The sequence below is a fragment of the Rhodovulum sp. YNF3179 genome (assembly GCF_050586465.1).
In the GTDB taxonomy this organism is placed as follows: Bacteria; Pseudomonadota; Alphaproteobacteria; order Rhodobacterales; family Rhodobacteraceae; genus CAJXYS01.
The window spans coordinates 73874-93416 of the sequence record NZ_JBOCEG010000001.1; the positions used below are offsets into that span (position 1 = coordinate 73874).

Here is a 19543-nt window from a genome sequence, read left to right on the forward strand (position 1 = left end):
CATGGGTAAGGACAAGAATCCGCGCCGCGTGGCGGAGAACGAGGCGATGGCCAAGACGCGCATGCTCCGGACGTCGCCGCAGAAACTGAACCTGGTCGCCGCGATGATCCGCGGCAAGAAGGTGGACAAGGCGCTTGCCGATCTCACCTTCTCGAAGAAGCGGATCGCGCAGGATGTGCGCAAGTGCCTCCAGTCGGCCATCGCGAACGCCGAGAACAACCACAACCTTGACGTGGACGAGCTGGTCGTCGCCGAGGCCTTCGTGGGCAAGAACCTGGTCATGAAGCGCGGCCGTCCGCGCGCCCGTGGCCGCTTCGGCCGGATCATGAAGCCGTTTTCCGAGCTGACCATCAAGGTGCGGCAAGTCGAGGAGCAAGCATAATGGGTCAGAAGGTCAATCCGATCGGCATGCGCCTCCAGGTCAACCGCACCTGGGACAGCCGCTGGTACGCCGACACCAAGGAATACGGCGATCTCCTGCTTGAGGACATCAAGATCAAGGAGTTCATCAAGGACGAGTGCAAGCAGGCCGGCGTCAGCCGCGTGATCATCGAGCGCCCGCACCGCAAGTGCCGCGTCACGATCCACACCGCGCGCCCGGGCGTGATCATCGGCAAGAAAGGCGCCGATATCGAGAGCCTGCGCCGCAAGCTGGCGAACCTGACCGACAGCGAGCTGCACCTCAACATCGTCGAGGTTCGCAAGCCCGAGCTGGACGCCGCGCTCGTGGGCGAGTCCATCGCCCAGCAGCTCGAGCGCCGGGTGTCGTTCCGCCGCGCGATGAAGCGGGCGGTGCAGAACGCCATGCGCATGGGCGCCCAGGGTATCCGGGTGAACCTCGCCGGCCGTCTCGGCGGTGCCGAGATTGCCCGCACCGAGTGGTATCGCGAGGGCCGCGTCCCGCTGCACACGCTGCGCGCGGATATCGACTACGCCAATGTCGAGGCGTCGACCCCCTACGGCATCATCGGGATCAAGGTCTGGATCTTCAAAGGCGAGATCATGGAACACGACCCGTCCGCCCGCGATCGCCGCCAACAGGAATTGCAGGAAGGCGGCGGCCCGCGTCCGCGCCGCTGATCCTTCCCAGGGAGAAGAGAGATGCTTCAACCCAAGCGTACGAAGTTCCGCAAGATGCACAAAGGCCGTATCCACGGCCAGGCAAAGGGCGGTACCGAACTGAATTTCGGCAGCTACGGGCTCAAGGCGGCGACGCCCGAGCGCGTGACCGCGCGCCAGATCGAGGCCGCGCGCCGCGCGCTCACCCGTCACATGAAACGCCAGGGCCGGGTCTGGATCCGGATCTTCCCCGACGTTCCGGTGTCGAAGAAGCCGACGGAAGTCCGGATGGGCAAGGGCAAGGGCTCGGTCGAGTACTGGGCCGCCAAGGTCAAGCCCGGCCGGGTGATGTTTGAGATTGACGGCGTGTCCGAATCTGTGGCAAAGGAAGCGCTCCGCCTCGCAGCGATGAAGCTTCCGCTCCAGACACGGATCGTTGTCCGCGAGGATTGGTAAAAATCCGGACCCCCGCGATACGCGGGGGTTTGGGTTTTTTGTTGGAAAAGCACCGGCACGCCGTCCGGTGACTTCTGATGAAAGGAAGAGTGGCGATGAACGCTGCTGAGCTGAGAGACAAGACGCCCGACCAGCTTCGCGAGGAGCTGTCGAACCTGAAGAAGGAAGCCTTCAATCTGCGCTTCCAGCAGGCGACCGGGCAGATGGAAAACACCGCGCGGATGAAGACCGTCCGCCGCGACGTCGCGCGCGTGAAAACCGTTCTGAACGAAAAGGCCGCGCAAGCGGCCACGGAATAAGGGAGCGCGTGAGATGCCGAAGAGAATTCTGCAGGGCACCGTGACCAGCGACAAGAACGACCAGTCCGTCACTGTGCTGGTCGAGCGCCGCTTCACGCACCCGGTTCTGAAGAAGACCATCCGCAAGTCCAAGAAATACCGGGCGCATGACGCGGAGAACAGCTGCAAGGTGGGGGATGTCGTGCGCATCCAGGAATGCCCGCCGCGCTCGAAGATGAAACGCTGGGAGGTGGTGACGACCGCGTAAGGTCCGCCACATTCCGGTTTGATCGAAACCCTGGGGCCCGATGAACGGATCAGTCCCCAAAGGTCGGGAGAAACCACATGATCCAGATGCAGACCAATCTGGATGTCGCTGACAACTCCGGCGCGCGCCGGGTGCAGTGCATCAAGGTCCTGGGTGGTTCCAAGCGTAAATACGCCTCCGTGGGCGACATCATCGTCGTCTCGGTGAAGGAAGCCATCCCGCGTGGCCGCGTGAAGAAGGGCGACGTGCGCAAGGCCGTCGTGGTGCGCACCGCGAAGGAAGTGCGCCGCGAGGATGGCACCGCCATTCGCTTCGACCGCAACGCCGCCGTGATCCTCAACAACAACAACGAGCCGATCGGCACCCGGATCTTCGGACCCGTGGTGCGTGAACTGCGCGCCAAGCAGTTCATGAAGATCATTTCGCTGGCCCCGGAGGTGCTCTGATGGCTGCAAAGCTCAAGAAGGGCGACAAGGTGGTCGTGCTCGCCGGCAAGGACAAGGGCAAGGAAGGTGAGATCACCTCCGTCGACCCGAAGGCCGGCAAGGCGATCGTTCAGGGCGTGAACGTGGCGATCCGCCACCAGCGCCAGTCCCAGACCGCACAGGGCGGCCGCGTGCCGACCGAGATGCCGATCGACCTGTCGAACCTCGCCATGGTCGACCCCAAGGACGGCGGCCCGACCCGCGTCGGGTTCCGCGTCGAGGATGGCAAGAAGGTGCGTGTCGCCAAGAAATCGGGAGCGGTGATCGATGCTTGATACCACCACCTACACCCCGCGCCTGAAGGCCACCTTCCGCGAGACGATCCGTCCCGCGATGAAGGAGGAGTTCGGCTACAAGAACGACATGATGATCCCGCGCCTGGACAAGATCGTCCTGAACATCGGCGTCGGCGAGGCCGTCAAGGACACCAAGAAGATCAAGTCGGCCGAGAACGACCTTGCGCTGATCGCGGGCCAGAAGCCCGTCGTCAACCGCGCCAAGAAGTCGATCGCCGGGTTCCGTGTCCGCGAAGGCATGCCGCTCGGTGTGAAGGTCACGCTCCGCGGCGACCGCATGTACGAGTTCCTGGACCGGCTGATCACCATCGCCATGCCGCGTATCCGCGACTTCCGCGGCGTGTCCGGCAAGTCCTTCGACGGCTCCGGCAACTACGCCATGGGGCTCAAGGAACACATCGTGTTCCCCGAGATTGAGTACGACAAGGTCGACGAAGTCTGGGGAATGGACATCATCATCTGCACCACCGCGAAGTCCGACGCGGAAGCGAAGGCGCTGTTGAAGCATTTCAACATGCCGTTCAGCAGCTAAGCGCGGGAGGAGAGAGAAACATGGCTAAAGTCTCGATGGTCGAGCGCGAGAAAAAGCGTCAGCGCATGGTGGAGAAATACGCCGCCAAGCGTGCCGCGCTCAAGGAAATCGCGAACAACCAGGATCTGTCGATGGAAGAGCGTTTCAAGGCCCGCCTCAAGCTGGCGAAGCTGCCGCGCAATTCCTCGCCGACCCGCCTGCATAACCGCTGCCAGCTGACCGGCCGGCCGCACGCCTATTATCGCAAGCTCAAGATGTCGCGGATCGCGATGCGCGACCTTGGTTCCACCGGGCAGATCCCCGGCATGGTCAAGTCGAGCTGGTAAGGAGGGGAAGAGATGTCTGTGAACGATCCTCTCGGCGATATGCTCACCCGGATCCGCAATGCGCAGCTGCGCGGCAAGTCCACCGTCGTCACCCCGGCGTCCAAGCTTCGCGGCTGGGTGCTGGACGTGCTGATGGAAGAGGGCTTCATCCGCGGCTACGAGAACACCACCGATGCGCGTGGCCTGCCCGCGATCGAGATCAGCCTGAAGTATTTTGACGGCGCGCCCGTCATCCGCGATCTTCAGCGCGTCTCGACGCCCGGCAGGCGCGTCTATGCCGGCGTGAAAGAGCTGCCCTCGGTCCGCCAGGGTCTCGGCGTCGCGATCGTCTCCACGCCCAAGGGCGTGATGTCGGACGCGGCCGCGCGGTCGGCGAATGTCGGCGGCGAAGTGCTCTGCACCGTCTTCTAAGGAGGTCTGGAATGTCTCGTATTGGAAAAAGACCGGTCGAGCTTCCGTCGGGCGTCACCGCGTCCGTCTCGGGCCAGACCGTCGAAGTGAAGGGCCCGAAAGGCGCCCGGAACTTCACCGCAACCGACGATGTGACCATCACGCTGGATGACAATGTCATCACGGTGCGGCCGCGCGGCGAGTCCAAGCGCGCCCGCCAGCAGTGGGGCATGGCCCGCACGATGGTGGCCAACCTCGTCCAGGGTGTCACCGAAGGGTTCAAGAAGGAACTCGAGATCAACGGCGTCGGCTACCGGGCCCAGATGCAGGGGAACACCCTGAAGCTGAACCTCGGCCTCAGCCACGAAGTGAATTTCGAAGTGCCCGAGGGTGTCACCGTCACCGCGCCGAAGCCGACCGAAGTGGTCGTCGAGGGCGCCGATCAGCAGCTCGTCGGCCAGGTCGCGGCCAATATCCGCGAATGGCGCGTGCCCGAGCCCTACAAGGGCAAGGGCATCAAGTACAAGGACGAGTACATCTTCCGCAAGGAAGGCAAGAAGAAGTAAGGACGCGAGACGATGGCGAACAAGAAGAGAGCGATGTTCCTCAAGCGCCGCCTGCGCGTTCGGAACAAGCTGCGGAAGGAATCGAACGGGCGCCTGCGTCTTTCGGTCCACCGCTCTAACAAGAACATTCACGTCCAGCTCATCGACGATGCGAACGGCGTGACCCTGGCATCCGCCTCCTCCCTGGAGAAGGATCTCGGGATCGCCGGGAAGAACAACGTCGATGCCGCGGCGAAGGTCGGCGCCAAGATCGCCGAGCGTGCCAAGGAAAAGGGCGTGGAAGAGTGCTACTTCGATCGTGGTGGCTTCCTGTTCCACGGGAAGGTCAAGGCATTGGCCGACGCCGCGCGCGAAGGCGGCCTGAAGTTCTGAGGAGACGATAATGGCGAGAGAAGACAACCGTCGGAACCGCGACGAGGCGCCCGAATTCGCTGATCGTCTCGTGGCGATCAATCGGGTTTCCAAGACCGTGAAGGGCGGCAAACGCTTCGGCTTTGCAGCGCTCGTGGTCGTGGGCGACCAGAAGGGCCGCGTCGGCTTCGGCAAGGGCAAGGCCAAGGAAGTGCCCGAGGCCATCCGCAAGGCGACCGAACAGGCCAAGCGGAACCTGATCCGCGTGCCGCTCCGCGAGGGGCGCACCCTGCACCACGACGTCGAAGGGCGTCACGGCGCCGGCCGGGTCATCATGCGCTCGGCGCCGCAGGGGACCGGCATCATCGCCGGCGGCCCGATGCGCGCCGTGTTCGAGATGCTCGGCATCCAGGACGTGGTGGCCAAGTCGAACGGCAGCCAGAACCCCTACAACATGATCCGCGCGACGCTGGACGGGCTCCAGTCCGAATCCAGCCCGCGCCAGGTGGCCCAGCGCCGCGGCAAGAAGGTCGCAGAGATCCTTCACCGCGACGGCGCCGAGCAGCCGGCGGAAGCCTAAGGAGAGGGTCCCATGGCAAAAACCATCGTCGTCAAGCAGATCGGCAGCCCGATCCGCCGGCCCCAGAAACAGCGCCAGACGCTGATCGGGCTCGGCCTCAACAAGATGCACAAGACCCGCGAGCTGGAAGACACCCCGGCGATCCGTGGCATGATCCGCAAGATCCCGCATCTGGTGGAAATCGTCGAGGAGCGCGGCTAAGCGCCCTCGATCCCTCGCGCGCGGCGCGGGGAAACGTGACAACAGGCCGTGGCCGTCCCCTCAGTCGCTCGGGGACGCGTCCGGCAGAGGAGAAGCGACATGAAACTGAACGAACTACGCGATAACGCGGGCGCCACGCGCCCGAGGAAACGCATCGGCCGCGGCCCGGGCTCGGGCAAGGGCAAGACCGGCGGCCGTGGCATCAAGGGCCAGAAGTCGCGCTCGGGCGTGGCGATCAACGCCTACGAGGGCGGCCAGATGCCGCTGTACATGCGGCTTCCGAAGCGTGGCTTCAACAAGCCGAACCGCAAGAAATTCGCCGTGGTGAATCTCGGGCTGATCCAGAAGTTCATCGAGGCCGGCAAGATCGACACCAAGAAGCCGATCACCGAGGCGGCCCTGGTCGAATCGGGTCTCGTCCGGCGCAAGCGCGACGGCGTCCGGGTTCTGGCAAAGGGCGATTTCAGCGCCAAGGTCGAGCTGCAGGTTTCGGGCGCGTCCAAGTCGGCGGTCGAGGCGGTCGAAAAGGCCGGCGGCTCGCTGACGGTCACCTCTGCGGCAGCGGCGGAATAACGCTTGCAGGCGGCGGTCGCGCCGCCTAGGTACACGATAGTTTTCCCGCGCCGCGAGACCTGGAAAACGGTCCTCGCGGCGCTTTCGTGAAAAGGACAGGGCATGGCATCAGCAGCGGAACAGATGGCCCGGAACATGAGCTGGGGGACTCTCGGCAAGGCCACGGAGCTGCGCCAGAGGATCTTCTTCGCGCTCGGGCTCCTGATCGTTTACCGGATCGGCACCTATATTCCCGTCCCCGGCATCGACGGCCAGGCGCTGCGCGAATTCGTCGACCAGGCCTCGGCCGGTCTCGGCGGGATCCTGAACATGTTCACCGGCGGCGCCATCGGGCGCATGGGCGTCTTCGCGCTGGGGATCATGCCCTATATCTCGGCGTCGATCATCGTGCAGCTTCTGGCCGCGATGGTGCCGAAGCTGCAGCAGCTCAAGAAAGAGGGCGAGCAGGGCCGCAAGAAGATCAACCAGTACACCCGCTACGGCACGGTGTTCCTGGCGACCTTCCAGGCCTATGGCCTCGCCGCCAGCCTCGAGGCCGGCGATCTCGTCACCGATCCGGGCTGGTTCTTCCGGGTTTCCTGCGTCATCACGCTGGTCGGCGGCACGATGTTCCTGATGTGGCTGGGCGAGCAGATCACCGCCCGCGGTATCGGCAACGGCATCTCGCTCATCATCTTCGTGGGCATCATCGCCGAGATCCCGGCCGCGCTGGCACAGTTCTTCAGCCAGGGCCGCACCGGCGCCCTGTCGCCGGCCGTCATCATCGGCGTGATGATCATGGTGGTCGTGGTGATCGCCTTCGTCGTCTTCATGGAGCGGGCGCTCCGGAAGATCCACATCCAGTATCCGCGTCGCCAGGTCGGCATGAAGATGTATGACGGCGGCTCGTCGCACCTGCCGGTCAAGGTGAACCCGGCCGGCGTCATCCCGGCGATCTTCGCCTCGTCGCTGCTGCTGCTGCCGACGACGGTCTCGACCTTCTCCGGCAGCCAGACCGGCCCGGTGATGTCCACCATCCTGGCCTATTTCGGCCCGGGCCAGCCGCTCTACCTGCTCTTCTTCGCGGCGATGATCGTCTTCTTCGCCTATTTCTACACGCTCAACGTGTCCTTCAAGGTGGACGACGTTGCCGAAAACCTGAAGAACCAGAACGGTTTCGTCCCCGGCATCCGGCCGGGCAAGCGCACCGAGGAATACCTTGAATACGTCGTCACGCGCGTACTGGTGCTCGGGTCGGCCTATCTTGCGGCAGTTTGTCTCCTTCCGGAGATTCTCCGTTCACAACTGGCCATCCCTTTCTATTTTGGCGGCACTTCGGTGCTGATCGTCGTGTCGGTCACGATGGACACGATCAGCCAGGTTCAGTCGCATCTGCTGGCACATCAGTATGAAGGGCTGATCGAAAAATCTCAGCTGCGCGGCAAGAAGCGCGGCAAGAAAGGGACAGCGAAACGATGAATATCATTCTCCTCGGCCCGCCGGGCGCTGGAAAGGGTACCCAGGCCAGACGACTGGTAGAGCAGAGGGGCATGATCCAGCTCTCCACTGGCGACATGCTCCGCGAGGCCCGCACCAGCGGCACCGAGATGGGCAAGAAGGTCGCCGAGATCATGGACCGCGGCGAGCTTGTCACCGACGAGATCGTCATCGGCCTGATCGAGGAAAAGCTGCGCGGGGAAAGCGCCTCGGGCTTCATCTTCGACGGCTTCCCCCGCACGCTGGGCCAGGCCGACGCGCTCGGCGCGCTGCTGGACAAGCTGGGCCAGTCGCTCGACGCGGTGATCGAGATGCAGGTCGACGACGAGGCGCTGGTGCGCCGGATCACCGGCCGCTTCACCTGCGGCAATTGCGGCGAGGTCTATCACGACGAGACCAAGCCCACCAAGGTCGAGGGCGTCTGCGACGTCTGCGGGTCGACCGAGCTCAAGCGCCGGGCCGACGACAACGAGGAAAGCCTGCGCACGCGGCTTCTGGAATACTACAAGAAGACCTCGCCGCTGCTGGGCTACTACTACGCCAAGGGCAAGCTTGACCGTGTCGACGGCCTCGCAGAGATCGAGGACGTGGCCGCCGCGATCAAGGATGCGCTTGACAAGGTGTGATGGGCGGCGGGCGCCCCTTGACCTTCGGTTGAAAACCCCTTATTCGGGCGCATCTCGCGACGAGAATCGCTTGATTTCATAAGCTTCGGCATTGTGGCAGGCGAAGATACAGGCCCGGCGGCATGCAGCCTCGGGCCTGCGTTGTGAAAAAAGGTTCTGGGGCTACGGAACCGCAACGGAAAGGTAGACGAAATTGGCACGTATTGCTGGCGTGAACATCCCGACCCATAAACGGGTCCCCATCGCACTGACCTACATCCACGGCATCGGTCACAGCTCGGCCCGCGAAATCTGCGAGGCCGCAGGCGTCGACCAGTCGCGCCGTGTCAACGAGCTCAGCGATTCCGAGCTGCTCGCGATCCGTGAGCACATCGACTCCAACTTCACCGTCGAGGGCGACCTGCGCCGCGAAGTTCAGATGAACATCAAGCGCCTCATGGACCTCGGCAGCTATCGCGGCTTGCGGCACCGCCGCAACCTCCCCGTCCGCGGACAGCGCACGCATACCAATGCGCGCACCCGCAAAGGCCCGGCGAAACCCATCGCCGGCAAGAAGAAGTAAGGGAGGCACAGGATAATGGCACGCGATCGTCAACGCACCACCCGCCGCAAGGAACGCAAGAACATCGCCGCCGGCGTGGCGCATGTGAACTCGTCCTTCAACAACACCAAGATCCTGATTTCCGACGTGCAGGGCAACGCGATCTCTTGGTCGTCCGCCGGCACGATGGGCTTCAAGGGCTCGCGCAAATCGACCCCCTACGCCGCGCAGATGGCCGCCGAAGACGCCGGTCGCAAGGCGCAGGAACATGGCGTCAAGACGCTCGAGGTCGAGGTGCAGGGCCCCGGGTCCGGCCGCGAGAGCGCGCTGCGCGCCCTGGCCGCCGTCGGGTTCCAGATTACCGCGATCCGGGACGTTACGCCCATCGCGCATAACGGCTGCCGTCCGCCGAAGCGTCGGCGCGTCTGACAAAGGCATTATCTCGGGCCGCGCAGACCCGCGCGGCCCGAATCCGTCATATTGATCCTCGGGCGTTCCCGGTCTCGGGTCAGACCGGCGAACAGGAATGGAGGCAACTCATGATCCATAAAAACTGGCAGGAACTCATCAAGCCCACGCAGCTGGACGTGCGTCCGGGTGCCGACCCGCACCGGCAGGCCATCGTCGTGGCAGAACCGCTCGAACGCGGCTTCGGTCTGACGCTGGGCAACGCGCTGCGCCGGGTGCTGCTCTCGTCGCTCCAGGGCGCGGCCATCACCAGCGTGCAGATCGACAACGTCCTGCATGAATTCTCGTCCATCGCGGGCGTCCGCGAGGACGTCACCGACGTGGTGCTGAACCTCAAGGGCGTCGCGCTCCGGATGGAAGTCGAGGGGCCGAAGCGCCTGTCGATCACCGCCAAGGGGCCGGGCGTCGTCACCGCCGCCGATATCTCGGAATCCGCGGGTATCGAGATCCTGAACAAGGATCACGTGATCTGCCACCTCGACGAGGGCGCGGAACTCTTCATGGAGCTGACGGTGAACACCGGCAAGGGCTATGTCGCGGCGGACAAGAACCGCCCGGACGATGCGCCCATCGGCCTGATCCCGATCGACGCGATCTATTCGCCGGTCAAGAAGGTGTCCTACGACGTGACGCCCACCCGCGAGGGCCAGGTGCTGGATTACGACAAGCTGACGCTGAAGGTGGACACCGACGGGTCCGTCACGCCGGACGACGCCGTGGCCTATGCCGCGCGCATCCTGCAGGACCAGCTGTCGATCTTCGTCAACTTCGAGGAGCCCGAGGCCGCCGGCCGCGGCGAAGAGGAGGAGGAGCTGGAGTTCAACCCGCTTCTGCTCAAGAAGGTGGACGAACTCGAGCTCAGCGTCCGTTCGGCAAACTGCCTGAAGAACGACAACATCGTCTATATCGGCGACCTCATCCAGAAGACCGAGGCCGAGATGCTGCGGACCCCGAACTTCGGCCGGAAGTCGCTGAACGAGATCAAGGAAGTGCTTTCGTCCATGGGCCTGCACCTGGGCATGGACATCGTCGACTGGCCGCCCGACAACATCGAGGAACTGGCCAAGAAGTACGAAGAGCAGTTCTGATTGACAGGATGCGGGCCGTGGCTTAAGCGGCCCGCATTCCAATGCCCGCACTGGCGGGGAAGACCGGGCCAACGCCCCAAGGAGAGCGGTCGCCACGCACGGCCGCCGGACAAAGCACAAAGAGAGAAGGAACCAAGACATGCGTCACGCAAACGGCTATCGCCGCCTGAACCGCACCGCCGAGCACCGCAAGGCGCTCTTTGCGAACATGGCCGGCTCGCTCATCGAGCATGAGCAGATCAAGACCACGCTGCCCAAGGCCAAGGAACTGCGCCGGGTGGCCGAGAAACTCGTCACCCTCGCCAAGAAAGGCGATCTGCACGCGCGCCGCCAGGCGGCCTCGCGTCTCAAGCAGGACGCCCATGTGGCCAAGCTCTTCGACGTCCTCGGCCCGCGCTACAAGGATCGCCAGGGCGGCTATGTCCGCGTCCTCAAGGCCGGCTTCCGCTACGGCGACATGGCGCCGATGGCGATCATCGAGTTCGTCGACCGCGACCCGGACGCCAAGGGCCAGGCCGACCGCGCGCGTGTCGCCGAGGAAGAGGCCGCCGAGGAATAAACCGGTCTCCTGCCGGATCGCAGAAACCCCGCCCCTCGGCGGGGTTTTTCGTTTTCGGCGCATCGGGGGCGTCGCGGTTGAAACCCGCCGCCCCAGTTTGCATATCCCGCTCCGGACACAGACTGACCGAACGGAGGCCCCGTCCCATGCGTGCCCTTGTCTCGCTGTTTCTCGCCCTTACGCTCGCGCTGCCCGTCACCGCCGAGACCCGGGTGCCGGCAAGCGGCGCGGAGATGCAGCTCTCCTTCGCGCCGGTTGTGCGCAAGGCCGCGCCGGCCGTGGTCAACATCTACGCCAGGCGGGTGGTGGAAGAGCGGCGCACGCCTTTCGCCGGCGATCCCTTCTTCGACGAGTTCTTCCGGAATTTCGGCCGCCCGACGCCGCGGGTGCAGAACTCGCTCGGCTCGGGGGTGATCCTGTCGCCCGACGGGATCGTGGTCTCGAACTACCACGTGGTGGGCCAGGCGACCGAGATCCGCGTCGTGCTGAAGGACCGGCGCGAATACGATGCCGAGGTTCTGCTGGCCGACGAGGAGTCCGATCTGGCCGTGCTGCGCCTCGAGGGCGCCGAGGGTCTTCCGGCGCTCGAGATCCGCGATTCGGACAGCCTCGAGGTGGGCGACCTTGTGCTGGCGATCGGCAACCCCTTCGGCATCGGGCAGACCGTTTCCTCGGGCATCGTGTCCGGCCTGGCGCGCTCGGGGCTCTTCGCGGGCAGCGCGCGGGGCTACTTCATCCAGACCGACGCGGCCATCAACCCGGGCAATTCCGGCGGTGCGCTGGTCGACGGGGCGGGCCGGCTCGTCGGCGTGAACACGGCGATCCTGTCGCGATCCGGCGGGTCCAACGGGATCGGCTTCGCGATCCCGTCGAATCTCGTCGCGGGGTTCGTCGAGCAGGCCAGGGCGGGCAAGACCCGGTTCGAACGGCCCTGGGCCGGGCTGACGGGGCAGGCCGTGGATTCCGACCTGGCCGAGGGCTTCGGCCTGTCGCGCCCGGCGGGCATGGTGATCGCCGCGATGCACGCCGAAAGCCCCTTCCGGGCCGCGGGCCTGCGGCCGGGGGACGTGGTGGTGTCGCTCGACGGCCTGCCGGTGAACGGCCCGCAGGAAATGCTATACCACATGAGCGTGCGCGGGATCGGCGAGACGGTTGCCGTGGATTACGTGCGCGACGGCCGGGCCGATGCCGCCGAGGTCAGCCTGATCGCGCCGCCGGAGATTCCGGCCCGTGATGCGCGCCGCATCGGCGGCGAGGTGCCGCTCAACGGGCTGAGCGTGTCGAACCTGAACCCGGCGGTGATCGACGAGATGGACCTGCCTTTCGACGCCGAGGGGGTCGTCGTCACGGCGGCCGAGGGCTTCGCGGCCCGCGCCGGGCTGCGGCCGGGCGACGTCCTGCTCGAGATCAACGGCCGCCCGGTCGCCACCACCGCCGAAGTCGCACGGGCCGCCCGCGATCGCACCCGGAACTGGGCGATCCGGCTTGTCCGCGACGGCCGGCAGAGGCTGTTGCGGTTCCGTATCTGACCCGTTGCGCTTTCCCCGCGCCGTCCCGCGGCTTAAGGTTTGCCCATGACCGATCTCTTCGATCTTCCGGGTGCCGAGGCGCCCCCGCCCGATGCGCCGCGGCCGCTGGCCGACCGGCTGCGGCCCCGGCACCTGTCCGAGGTAATCGGCCAGGATCACCTGCTGGGACCGGAGGGATCGCTGACCACGATGCTCGCGGGCGGGCACATGTCCTCGCTGATCTTCTGGGGGCCGCCCGGTGTGGGCAAGACCACCATCGCGAGGCTGCTGGCCGACGAGACCGACATGGCCTTCGTCCAGATCAGCGCGATCTTTACCGGCGTCGCCGAGCTGAAGAAGGTCTTCGAGTCCGCCAAGATGCGCCATCGGAACGGGCAGGGGACACTGCTCTTCGTCGACGAGATCCACCGCTTCAACAAGGCACAACAGGACGGCTTTCTGCCGCACATGGAAGACGGGACCATCCTGCTGGTCGGTGCGACCACCGAGAACCCGTCCTTCGAGCTGAACGCGGCGCTGTTGTCCCGTGCGCAGGTCCTGGTGCTGGAGCGGCTGAGCCTCGCGGACATGGAGCTGATGCTCCAGCGCGCCGAGAAGGACCTGGGCCGCGCCCTGCCGCTGACCGGCGATGCGCGCGAGGCGCTGATGGAAATGGCCGACGGCGACGGGCGCGCGCTCTTGAACATGGTCGAACAGGTCGAGACGTGGTCGGTCGAGACGCCGCTCGACCGCGCGGCGCTTGCCCGGCGCCTGACCCGGCGGGCGGCTCAGTACGACAAGTCGGGCGATGCCCATTACAACCTGATCTCTGCGCTTCACAAGTCGGTGCGGGGGTCGGACCCCGACGCCGCGCTCTACTGGTTCGCGCGGATGCTCGAGGGCGGCGAGGATCCGCGCTATCTGGCGCGGCGGATCACCCGCATGGCGGTGGAGGATATCGGCCTTGCCGATGCCCAGGCGCAGACGCTCTGCCTGCACGCCTGGGAGACCTATGAACGCCTCGGCAGTCCCGAGGGCGAATTGGCCCTGGCAGAGGCGGTGATCTACCTGGCGCTGGCGCCGAAATCGAACGCGGCCTATGTCGCCTACAAGGCCGCCCGGCGCGCGGCCAGCGAGACCGGGTCGGAGCCGCCGCCCAAGCATATCCTGAACGCGCCCACGAAGCTGATGAAGGCGCAGGGCTACGGCGCCGGTTACGAATACGACCACGACGCCGAAGCGGGGTTCTCGGGGCAGGACTATTTCCCCGAAAAGATGAAGCGCCCGGTTCTCTACCAGCCGGTCGAGCGCGGCTTCGAGCGGGAGCTCAAGAAACGCGTCGACTACTTCGCGGGGCTCCGCGCCAAGCGGGGCAGGGGCTGAGCGCCCCTTGACATCCGCCGCGGGCTCGGGCCTACCCCGGGCGCATCTGGAAACGGGATGGCCATGACCTGGACCCTTCTGCAAGTCGCCCTGGGCGGCGCGATCGGCGCCGTCGGCCGGTACCTGACCGGGCTGGCCGCGCTGCGCCTCGGCGCGGGGGGCTTTCCCTACGGGACGCTGACCGTGAACGTGATCGGCTCGTTGGCGATGGGTGTCGTCTTCGTGGCGCTGACGGCGCGCGGGGCCGACCGGCTGGCGCCTTTCCTGATGGCGGGCGTTCTGGGCGGGTTCACGACCTTCTCGGCGTTTTCCCTGGACACGCTCGCCCTCTGGCAAGAGGGGCGCCTGATCGCGGCCATGGCCTACGTCGCGGCGTCGGTCGCGCTCTCGCTCGGGGCGGTGGCGGCAGGCGTCGCGCTTGGCCGCGGGATGTTCCCATGAGCGGCGTCCAACACCTGACCATCGCCGCCGAGGAGGCGGACCAGAGGCTCGATCGCTGGTTTCGCCGGCGCTTTCCGCATGTTCCCCAGGGACGCATCGAGAAGATGTGCCGCAAGGGCGAGATCCGGGTCGACGGCGGCCGGGTCAAGCCGGCCACGCGGGTCGCGGCCGGGCAGTCGGTTCGGGTGCCCCCCCTGCCCGAGCCGGGCGAAGCGCCCGAGCCGCCGCGCGTCAGCGCCGCCGATGCCGAGATGATCCGCGCCGCGGTGATCTACCGCGACGACCACGTGATCGCCCTCGACAAGCCACCCGGCCTGCCGGTGCAGGGCGGCAGCGGCCAGACCCGCCACGTGGACGGCCTGGCGGAGGCGCTGCGCTTCGGTCTCGACGAGAAGCCCCGGCTGGTGCACCGGCTCGACAAGGATACCTCGGGCGTTCTGATCATGGCGCGGACCCAGCGCGTCGCCGGGGCGCTGACCAAGGCGTTCCGGGCCCGGGAGACGCGCAAGATCTACTGGGCCGCCGTCGCCGGCGTCCCGTCGCCGCGGATGGGCACGATCCGCTTCGGCCTGGTCAAGGCGCCGGGCCACGGGCCACATGGCGAGGGCGAGAAGATGATCTGCGTGTATCCCGACGAGATCGGCGCGACGCCCGGCGCCAAGCGGGCGACGACGGATTACGCCGTGCTCTCGGCGCTGGCCAAGCGCACCGCCTGGGTCGCTCTGGTGCCGGTGACCGGCCGGACCCACCAGCTGCGCGCGCACATGGCAGAGATCGGCCATCCCATCGTGGGCGACGGGAAATACGGACCCAACCGGCAGGACAACCTGGGCGACGGCTGGGGCGCGCAGCTGGGCGGCGAGGTTTCGCGCAAGCTGCACCTGCACGCGCGGTCGCTGCGCCTGACGCATCCGGTGACCGGGGCCGAGCTGCACCTGACGGCACCGCTTCCGTCCCATATGCGGCGAACATGGGAAAACCTCGGCTGGGCCGAGGACGACGTGCCCGAGGATCCGTTCGAGGAGGAGATGCCGTGAGCGATGCACCGCTGCGTCTCGTGGTCTTCGACATGGACGGGACGCTGATCGACAGCCAGAACGCGATCGTGCATTGCATGGGCGAGGCTTTCGGGGCCGCGGGGCTGGCGTGCCCGCCGCGCGAGGCGGTGCTGTCCATCGTCGGCCTGTCGCTGCCGCAGGCGATGGAACGGTTGGCGCCGGACGCCGCGCCGCCGGTGCTGGCGCGCATGGTGGCCGATTACAAGCACGCCTTCGTGGCGCAGCGCCTGGCCGATGGCGGCGAAGCCTCGGCGCCGCTCTATCCCGGTGCGCGGGCCGCGCTGGACAGGCTGTCCGCGCGCGACGAACTGCTTATGGGCGTGGCGACCGGCAAGGCGCGCCGCGGGCTGGACCATACCTTCGATGCGCATGAGCTGCGCGGGTATTTCGTGACCACCCAGACCGCCGACGATCACCCTTCGAAGCCGCACCCCTCAATGCTGGAGCGGGCCCTTGCCGAGACCGGGGCTCGGTCCGACTCGGCGGTGATGATCGGTGACACGAGTTTCGATATCGAAATGGGGCGCGCGGCCGGCTTCCGGACGATCGGGGTCGCGTGGGGATACCATCCGCCGCAGGCGCTCGGCGCTGCAGGGGCGGATGTCGTGATCCGCGATTTCTCCGCCCTCGACGCCGCCCTGCACGCATTATGGACCTGACGACATGACCGAGTGGAAACTGAAACGGTTCTGGACCGAGGCGCGCCCCGAGCCTGCCGAGGGCGGTTTCACCGTCACCCTGGACGGGCGTCCGGTGAAGACCCCCGCCAAGGCCGCGCTGACCGTTCCGACCCGCGCCATGGCCGAGGCGATGGCCGCCGAGTGGGACGCGCAGCAAGAGGCCGTCGATCCGCGGACCATGCCCGTCACCCGGGCGGCCAACGCGGCGATCGACAAGGTGGCGGTCCAGCACGGACGCGTCGCGGAGATGCTGGCCGAATACGGCGGAACGGACCTGCTCTGCTACAGGGCGGAGGCCCCGGCCGAGCTGGTGGCCCGCCAGGAGGCCGCCTGGGACCCGCTGCTGGCCTGGGCGCGGGATGCCCTGGACGCGCCGCTCGTGACAACGCGGGGCGTGATGCATGTGCCGCAGCCGGAACGCAGTCTGCAGGCCTTCGATGCGCAGGTCCGGGCGCTCGATCCGTTTGCGCTGACCGCCCTGCATGATCTCGTGACGCTCTCGGGCTCGCTGGTCATCGGGCTCGCGGCCATTCACGCACACCTGCCGGCCGGGGATCTCTGGCAGAGGTCGCGAATCGATGAAATCTGGCAGGAAGAGCAATGGGGTGCCGACGAGGAAGCGGCCGAGGCGGCACGGCGCAAGGAAACCGCGTTTCATGACGCGGTGATCTTCTTCGGGTTGTGCGGAGGGACCGCATCGCGCGCAAGGCCGGGGCACGAAAGCGCCTAATCCGGGTAGCCATTGCCCCCTTATGCCGTTGAATTATTAAGCAGGATTGGAATGCCGCACCTGACGCTTGGTTAACGAGCCAGTGCACCCTTGACTGGCTGTTGCGATTTTGCCCAAACTCCTCCGGGCTGTGGGGGATCAATCTCTCGCTCCGTTAGTCCCGGCCGCGTGGCCGGATGAACCGCCGTCAAGGCGGACCATCAGGAAGAGGTAGAAATGAAAAAATCGGTATTTCTTGGCGCGCTGACCGTTGCCGGCCTGGCGGCCGGCGCCGCGTCGGCCGCGACGCTGGATGACGTCAAGGCGAAAGGGTTCCTTCAGTGCGGTGTGACCACCGGCCTGACCGGGTTCGCCGCGCCGGACGCCAACGGCGAATGGGAAGGCTTCGACGTTGGTGTTTGCCGCGCTGTTGCGGCTGCTGTCTTCGGCGATCCGACCGCCGTCAAATTCACCCCGACCACCGGCAAGACGCGGTTCACCGCGCTGGCGTCGGGTGAGATCGACATGCTCGCGCGGAACACCACCTGGACCTTCACCCGCGACGTGGACCTGAAGTTCGAATTCACCGGCATCAACTACTATGACGGTCAGGGCTTCATGGTGCCGAAGGAACTTGGCGTGACCTCCGCCAAGGAACTGGACGGCGCCACGGTCTGCATCCAGACCGGCACCACGACCGAGCTCAACCTCGCGGACTACTTCCGCGCCAACAACATGAGCTACGAGCCGGTGCCGATCGAGACCAACTCCGAAGCGCAGCAGCAGTACCTCGCCAATGCCTGCGACGTGTACACCACGGACCGCTCTGGCCTGGCCGCGACGCGCGCCACCTTCGAGAACCCGGCCGATCACGTGATCCTGCCCGAGACCATCTCGAAAGAGCCGCTCGGGCCGCTCGTGCGCCACGGCGATCATGAGTGGGGCGACGTCGTGCGCTGGGTGCTGAACGCGCTGATCATCGCGGAAGAGAAGGGCGTCACCTCGGCCAATGTCGACGAGCTGGCCAAGGGCACCGACAACCCCGAGATCAACCGTCTGCTCGGCACCGAGGGCAGCTACGGCGAGATCCTGGGGCTCGACGCCGCATGGGCCGTCAACGCCATCAAGGCCGGCGGCAACTACGGTGAGCTCTTCGAGAAGCACATCGGGGAGAACACCCCGATCGGCCTCGCGCGCGGCCTGAACGCGCAGTGGACCGATGGTGGGCTGCTCTACGCACCGCCGTTCCGCTGATCACCATTCGGAAAGGGCGCGGCTTCGTCGCGCCCTTTTCATATCCTGAACAAGAATAAGAACCTCTCCGCAGCCGGGCGATAAAGAAACCGGCGCATGCAGGGACAAGCACCAACCGGGGAACGCGTCAATGTCCGCACTTTCGGAAACGCCGAAGGAGTCGTTCCGGCTGCGCATGTTGCTTTACGATACCCGTTACCGCGCGATCACCATCCAGATCGTGGCGCTGATGGGGTTCATGCTCTTCGCAGCCTGGCTCATCAACAACATGCTGACGAACCTTGCCGAACTCGGCAAGCCGCTCGGCTTCGGCTTCCTGACGGAGACGTCGGGCTACGACATTAACCAGTCGCTTATCGAGTACACCTCACAGAGTTCGCACCTGCGGGCCGCCTTCATCGGGCTGATGAACACGCTGATCGTCGCCGTCCTGGGCTGTGCGCTCGCGACGGTCGTGGGGCTGCTGATCGGCATCCTGCGCCTGTCGAAAAACTGGATCGTCGCGCGACTGATGACGATCTGGATCGAGGGCTTCCGCAACGTGCCGGTGCTGCTCTGGATCGTGTTCTTCATGGCCGTCCTGATCGAGACGCTGCCGGCGCCGAGCGCGTTCAGGGGCGACGACCCGGACGCGACCATGAACCTCTTCGGCAGCATCGCCGTCACGAACCGCGGGGTCTATATCCCCGAACCGCTCTTCGCGAGCGGGCTGGGGGATATCCCGGTCCTTGGCGGCCTGTTCTACGTCAGCGCGGACCTGATCGTCCTGCTCTTGTCGCTCTTTGCCGGGCTTCTCGTCTCGGGGCTGATCCGCAACCGCGCCGACCGCATCCAGGAGGCCACCGGCGACCGTCCCCGGACCTGGCACTGGCGCATCCTGAGCGTCTTCGCCCCGCCGCTGATCGTGCTCTGGATGCTTGGCTTCCATCTTGGCTACCCGGAACTCAAGGGCTTCAATTTCGGCGGCGGCATTCACATGCGGAACTCGCTGATCGCGCTGTGGCTCGCGCTGGGGCTCTATACGTCGGCCTTCGTGGCGGAGATCGTCCGCGCCGGGATCGAGTCGGTGTCCAAGGGCCAGACAGAGGCCGCCTTTGCGCTCGGCCTCCGGCCGAACCGGACGATGAACCTCGTCATCCTGCCGCAGGCGCTTCGGGTCATCATCCCGCCGCTGATCTCGCAATACCTGAACCTCACCAAGAACTCGTCGCTGGCGATCGCGGTGGGGTACATGGACATCACCGGCACGCTGGGCGGCATCACCATGAACCAGACCGGGCGCGAGCTTGAATGCGTTCTGCTGCTGATGATGTGCTACCTCGCCATCTCGCTGACGGTGTCGATGGTGATGAACTGGTACAACAACAGCGTTAAGCTGAAGGAGCGGTGAG

The 19543-nt window shown here is 65.9% G+C and carries 29 protein-coding genes; all 29 read left to right on the plus strand.

What is annotated here, in order from left to right:
- Position 1 precedes the first annotated feature (1 nt).
- The 29 genes from rplV to ACQ5SP_RS00485 all read left to right on the plus strand — a co-directional run bounded on the left by rplV (position 2) and on the right by ACQ5SP_RS00485 (position 19542).
- Positions 2 to 382, plus strand: coding sequence for a 50S ribosomal protein L22 (rplV, locus tag ACQ5SP_RS00345; RefSeq protein ID WP_430935253.1), 381 nt, complete (start codon positions 2 to 4; stop codon positions 380 to 382).
- The gene (gene rpsC, locus ACQ5SP_RS00350; protein WP_430935255.1) at positions 382 to 1080 is read left to right on the plus strand and encodes a 30S ribosomal protein S3; all 699 of its coding nucleotides are present in this window, start codon (positions 382 to 384) and stop codon (positions 1078 to 1080) included. The genes rplV and rpsC overlap by 1 nt, the downstream gene beginning before the upstream one ends.
- A gap of 21 nt (positions 1081 to 1101) precedes the next feature.
- Positions 1102 to 1515: a 50S ribosomal protein L16 gene (rplP, locus tag ACQ5SP_RS00355; protein WP_430935257.1), complete on the plus strand. Its 414-nt coding sequence runs from the start codon at positions 1102 to 1104 to the stop codon at positions 1513 to 1515.
- Positions 1516 to 1610: 95 nt separating this feature from the next.
- Positions 1611 to 1814: a 50S ribosomal protein L29 gene (rpmC, locus tag ACQ5SP_RS00360; protein WP_430935259.1), complete on the plus strand. Its 204-nt coding sequence runs from the start codon at positions 1611 to 1613 to the stop codon at positions 1812 to 1814.
- Between the two features lie 13 nt (positions 1815 to 1827).
- Positions 1828 to 2061: a 30S ribosomal protein S17 gene (rpsQ, locus tag ACQ5SP_RS00365; RefSeq protein ID WP_430935261.1), complete on the plus strand. Its 234-nt coding sequence runs from the start codon at positions 1828 to 1830 to the stop codon at positions 2059 to 2061.
- 77 nt (positions 2062 to 2138) lie between these two features.
- Positions 2139 to 2507 carry a 50S ribosomal protein L14 gene (gene rplN / locus ACQ5SP_RS00370; protein WP_109424462.1) on the plus strand — a complete coding sequence of 123 codons (369 nt, stop codon included), beginning with the start codon at positions 2139 to 2141 and terminating at the stop codon, positions 2505 to 2507.
- Complete coding sequence (gene rplX / locus ACQ5SP_RS00375; protein WP_430935263.1) at positions 2507 to 2821, plus strand: 50S ribosomal protein L24; 315 nt, start codon at positions 2507 to 2509, stop codon at positions 2819 to 2821. Before rplN ends, rplX begins: the two co-directional genes overlap by 1 nt.
- Positions 2814 to 3374 carry a 50S ribosomal protein L5 gene (gene rplE / locus ACQ5SP_RS00380; protein WP_430935265.1) on the plus strand — a complete coding sequence of 187 codons (561 nt, stop codon included), beginning with the start codon at positions 2814 to 2816 and terminating at the stop codon, positions 3372 to 3374. The genes rplX and rplE overlap by 8 nt, the downstream gene beginning before the upstream one ends.
- Before the next feature lie 20 nt (positions 3375 to 3394).
- Positions 3395 to 3700: a 30S ribosomal protein S14 gene (gene rpsN, locus ACQ5SP_RS00385; protein WP_430935267.1), complete on the plus strand. Its 306-nt coding sequence runs from the start codon at positions 3395 to 3397 to the stop codon at positions 3698 to 3700.
- Positions 3701 to 3712: 12 nt separating this feature from the next.
- Entirely contained in the window at positions 3713 to 4111 is a 399-nt protein-coding gene (rpsH, locus tag ACQ5SP_RS00390; RefSeq protein ID WP_430935269.1) for a 30S ribosomal protein S8, read from the plus strand.
- An 11-nt stretch (positions 4112 to 4122) separates the two neighbouring features.
- On the plus strand, positions 4123 to 4656 hold the full coding sequence (rplF, locus tag ACQ5SP_RS00395) for a 50S ribosomal protein L6 (RefSeq protein ID WP_430935271.1): 534 nt from the start codon (positions 4123 to 4125) through the stop codon (positions 4654 to 4656).
- A gap of 12 nt (positions 4657 to 4668) precedes the next feature.
- Positions 4669 to 5028 carry a 50S ribosomal protein L18 gene (rplR, locus tag ACQ5SP_RS00400; RefSeq protein ID WP_430935273.1) on the plus strand — a complete coding sequence of 120 codons (360 nt, stop codon included), beginning with the start codon at positions 4669 to 4671 and terminating at the stop codon, positions 5026 to 5028.
- A 10-nt stretch (positions 5029 to 5038) separates the two neighbouring features.
- Positions 5039 to 5587 (plus strand): 30S ribosomal protein S5, encoded by a 549-nt coding sequence (gene rpsE, locus ACQ5SP_RS00405; protein WP_430935275.1) that lies wholly within the window; start codon positions 5039 to 5041, stop codon positions 5585 to 5587.
- A 12-nt stretch (positions 5588 to 5599) separates the two neighbouring features.
- Positions 5600 to 5788: a 50S ribosomal protein L30 gene (gene rpmD / locus ACQ5SP_RS00410; protein WP_430935277.1), complete on the plus strand. Its 189-nt coding sequence runs from the start codon at positions 5600 to 5602 to the stop codon at positions 5786 to 5788.
- A 99-nt stretch (positions 5789 to 5887) separates the two neighbouring features.
- A complete protein-coding gene (gene rplO / locus ACQ5SP_RS00415; protein ID WP_430935279.1) occupies positions 5888 to 6361 on the plus strand; it encodes a 50S ribosomal protein L15 in 474 nt (157 codons plus the stop codon).
- Between the two features lie 102 nt (positions 6362 to 6463).
- Positions 6464 to 7819, plus strand: coding sequence for a preprotein translocase subunit SecY (secY, locus tag ACQ5SP_RS00420; RefSeq protein WP_430935281.1), 1356 nt, complete (start codon positions 6464 to 6466; stop codon positions 7817 to 7819).
- Positions 7816 to 8463 (plus strand): adenylate kinase, encoded by a 648-nt coding sequence (locus tag ACQ5SP_RS00425; protein ID WP_430935283.1) that lies wholly within the window; start codon positions 7816 to 7818, stop codon positions 8461 to 8463. Before secY ends, ACQ5SP_RS00425 begins: the two co-directional genes overlap by 4 nt.
- A 193-nt stretch (positions 8464 to 8656) precedes the next feature.
- The gene (gene rpsM / locus ACQ5SP_RS00430) at positions 8657 to 9025 is read left to right on the plus strand and encodes a 30S ribosomal protein S13 (protein ID WP_430935285.1); all 369 of its coding nucleotides are present in this window, start codon (positions 8657 to 8659) and stop codon (positions 9023 to 9025) included.
- A 15-nt stretch (positions 9026 to 9040) separates the two neighbouring features.
- Entirely contained in the window at positions 9041 to 9433 is a 393-nt protein-coding gene (rpsK, locus tag ACQ5SP_RS00435) for a 30S ribosomal protein S11 (protein WP_430935287.1), read from the plus strand.
- A 110-nt stretch (positions 9434 to 9543) separates the two neighbouring features.
- On the plus strand, positions 9544 to 10560 hold the full coding sequence (locus ACQ5SP_RS00440; protein ID WP_430935289.1) for a DNA-directed RNA polymerase subunit alpha: 1017 nt from the start codon (positions 9544 to 9546) through the stop codon (positions 10558 to 10560).
- A gap of 139 nt (positions 10561 to 10699) precedes the next feature.
- Positions 10700 to 11119 (plus strand): 50S ribosomal protein L17, encoded by a 420-nt coding sequence (rplQ, locus tag ACQ5SP_RS00445; protein ID WP_430935291.1) that lies wholly within the window; start codon positions 10700 to 10702, stop codon positions 11117 to 11119.
- Between the two features lie 146 nt (positions 11120 to 11265).
- On the plus strand, positions 11266 to 12648 hold the full coding sequence (locus ACQ5SP_RS00450) for a Do family serine endopeptidase (RefSeq protein WP_430935293.1): 1383 nt from the start codon (positions 11266 to 11268) through the stop codon (positions 12646 to 12648).
- A 45-nt stretch (positions 12649 to 12693) separates the two neighbouring features.
- Entirely contained in the window at positions 12694 to 14010 is a 1317-nt protein-coding gene (locus tag ACQ5SP_RS00455; RefSeq protein ID WP_430935295.1) for a replication-associated recombination protein A, read from the plus strand.
- Positions 14011 to 14073: 63 nt separating this feature from the next.
- Entirely contained in the window at positions 14074 to 14451 is a 378-nt protein-coding gene (gene crcB, locus ACQ5SP_RS00460; protein WP_430935297.1) for a fluoride efflux transporter CrcB, read from the plus strand.
- Positions 14448 to 15488: an RluA family pseudouridine synthase gene (locus ACQ5SP_RS00465; protein WP_430935299.1), complete on the plus strand. Its 1041-nt coding sequence runs from the start codon at positions 14448 to 14450 to the stop codon at positions 15486 to 15488. The genes crcB and ACQ5SP_RS00465 overlap by 4 nt, the downstream gene beginning before the upstream one ends.
- A complete protein-coding gene (locus ACQ5SP_RS00470) occupies positions 15485 to 16168 on the plus strand; it encodes an HAD-IA family hydrolase (RefSeq protein ID WP_430935301.1) in 684 nt (227 codons plus the stop codon). The genes ACQ5SP_RS00465 and ACQ5SP_RS00470 overlap by 4 nt, the downstream gene beginning before the upstream one ends.
- Positions 16169 to 16172: 4 nt before the next feature.
- A complete protein-coding gene (locus ACQ5SP_RS00475) occupies positions 16173 to 16919 on the plus strand; it encodes an ATP12 family chaperone protein (RefSeq protein ID WP_430935303.1) in 747 nt (248 codons plus the stop codon).
- Positions 16920 to 17135: 216 nt separating this feature from the next.
- Positions 17136 to 18152 carry an amino acid ABC transporter substrate-binding protein gene (locus ACQ5SP_RS00480; protein WP_430935305.1) on the plus strand — a complete coding sequence of 339 codons (1017 nt, stop codon included), beginning with the start codon at positions 17136 to 17138 and terminating at the stop codon, positions 18150 to 18152.
- Positions 18153 to 18282: 130 nt separating this feature from the next.
- Positions 18283 to 19542: an amino acid ABC transporter permease gene (locus ACQ5SP_RS00485; protein WP_430935307.1), complete on the plus strand. Its 1260-nt coding sequence runs from the start codon at positions 18283 to 18285 to the stop codon at positions 19540 to 19542.
- Position 19543 lies beyond the last annotated feature (1 nt).

Excerpts from the sequence above, each read along its gene's own strand:
- rplV (WP_430935253.1), top strand. The coding sequence starts at position 2 with ATGGGTAAGGACAAGAATCCGCGCCGCGTGGCGGAGAACGAGGCGATG.
- rpsC (WP_430935255.1), top strand. The coding sequence starts at position 382 with ATGGGTCAGAAGGTCAATCCGATCGGCATGCGCCTCCAGGTCAACCGC.
- rplP (WP_430935257.1), top strand. The coding sequence starts at position 1,102 with ATGCTTCAACCCAAGCGTACGAAGTTCCGCAAGATGCACAAAGGCCGT.
- rpmC (WP_430935259.1), top strand. The coding sequence starts at position 1,611 with ATGAACGCTGCTGAGCTGAGAGACAAGACGCCCGACCAGCTTCGCGAG.
- rpsQ (WP_430935261.1), top strand. The coding sequence starts at position 1,828 with ATGCCGAAGAGAATTCTGCAGGGCACCGTGACCAGCGACAAGAACGAC.
- rplN (WP_109424462.1), top strand. The coding sequence starts at position 2,139 with ATGATCCAGATGCAGACCAATCTGGATGTCGCTGACAACTCCGGCGCG.
- rplX (WP_430935263.1), top strand. The coding sequence starts at position 2,507 with ATGGCTGCAAAGCTCAAGAAGGGCGACAAGGTGGTCGTGCTCGCCGGC.
- rplE (WP_430935265.1), top strand. The coding sequence starts at position 2,814 with ATGCTTGATACCACCACCTACACCCCGCGCCTGAAGGCCACCTTCCGC.
- rpsN (WP_430935267.1), top strand. The coding sequence starts at position 3,395 with ATGGCTAAAGTCTCGATGGTCGAGCGCGAGAAAAAGCGTCAGCGCATG.
- rpsH (WP_430935269.1), top strand. The coding sequence starts at position 3,713 with ATGTCTGTGAACGATCCTCTCGGCGATATGCTCACCCGGATCCGCAAT.
- rplF (WP_430935271.1), top strand. The coding sequence starts at position 4,123 with ATGTCTCGTATTGGAAAAAGACCGGTCGAGCTTCCGTCGGGCGTCACC.
- rplR (WP_430935273.1), top strand. The coding sequence starts at position 4,669 with ATGGCGAACAAGAAGAGAGCGATGTTCCTCAAGCGCCGCCTGCGCGTT.
- rpsE (WP_430935275.1), top strand. The coding sequence starts at position 5,039 with ATGGCGAGAGAAGACAACCGTCGGAACCGCGACGAGGCGCCCGAATTC.
- rpmD (WP_430935277.1), top strand. The coding sequence starts at position 5,600 with ATGGCAAAAACCATCGTCGTCAAGCAGATCGGCAGCCCGATCCGCCGG.
- rplO (WP_430935279.1), top strand. The coding sequence starts at position 5,888 with ATGAAACTGAACGAACTACGCGATAACGCGGGCGCCACGCGCCCGAGG.
- secY (WP_430935281.1), top strand. The coding sequence starts at position 6,464 with ATGGCATCAGCAGCGGAACAGATGGCCCGGAACATGAGCTGGGGGACT.
- ACQ5SP_RS00425 (WP_430935283.1), top strand. The coding sequence starts at position 7,816 with ATGAATATCATTCTCCTCGGCCCGCCGGGCGCTGGAAAGGGTACCCAG.
- rpsK (WP_430935287.1), top strand. The coding sequence starts at position 9,041 with ATGGCACGCGATCGTCAACGCACCACCCGCCGCAAGGAACGCAAGAAC.
- ACQ5SP_RS00440 (WP_430935289.1), top strand. The coding sequence starts at position 9,544 with ATGATCCATAAAAACTGGCAGGAACTCATCAAGCCCACGCAGCTGGAC.
- rplQ (WP_430935291.1), top strand. The coding sequence starts at position 10,700 with ATGCGTCACGCAAACGGCTATCGCCGCCTGAACCGCACCGCCGAGCAC.
- ACQ5SP_RS00450 (WP_430935293.1), top strand. The coding sequence starts at position 11,266 with ATGCGTGCCCTTGTCTCGCTGTTTCTCGCCCTTACGCTCGCGCTGCCC.
- ACQ5SP_RS00455 (WP_430935295.1), top strand. The coding sequence starts at position 12,694 with ATGACCGATCTCTTCGATCTTCCGGGTGCCGAGGCGCCCCCGCCCGAT.
- crcB (WP_430935297.1), top strand. The coding sequence starts at position 14,074 with ATGACCTGGACCCTTCTGCAAGTCGCCCTGGGCGGCGCGATCGGCGCC.
- ACQ5SP_RS00465 (WP_430935299.1), top strand. The coding sequence starts at position 14,448 with ATGAGCGGCGTCCAACACCTGACCATCGCCGCCGAGGAGGCGGACCAG.
- ACQ5SP_RS00475 (WP_430935303.1), top strand. The coding sequence starts at position 16,173 with ATGACCGAGTGGAAACTGAAACGGTTCTGGACCGAGGCGCGCCCCGAG.
- ACQ5SP_RS00480 (WP_430935305.1), top strand. The coding sequence starts at position 17,136 with ATGAAAAAATCGGTATTTCTTGGCGCGCTGACCGTTGCCGGCCTGGCG.
- ACQ5SP_RS00485 (WP_430935307.1), top strand. The coding sequence starts at position 18,283 with ATGTCCGCACTTTCGGAAACGCCGAAGGAGTCGTTCCGGCTGCGCATG.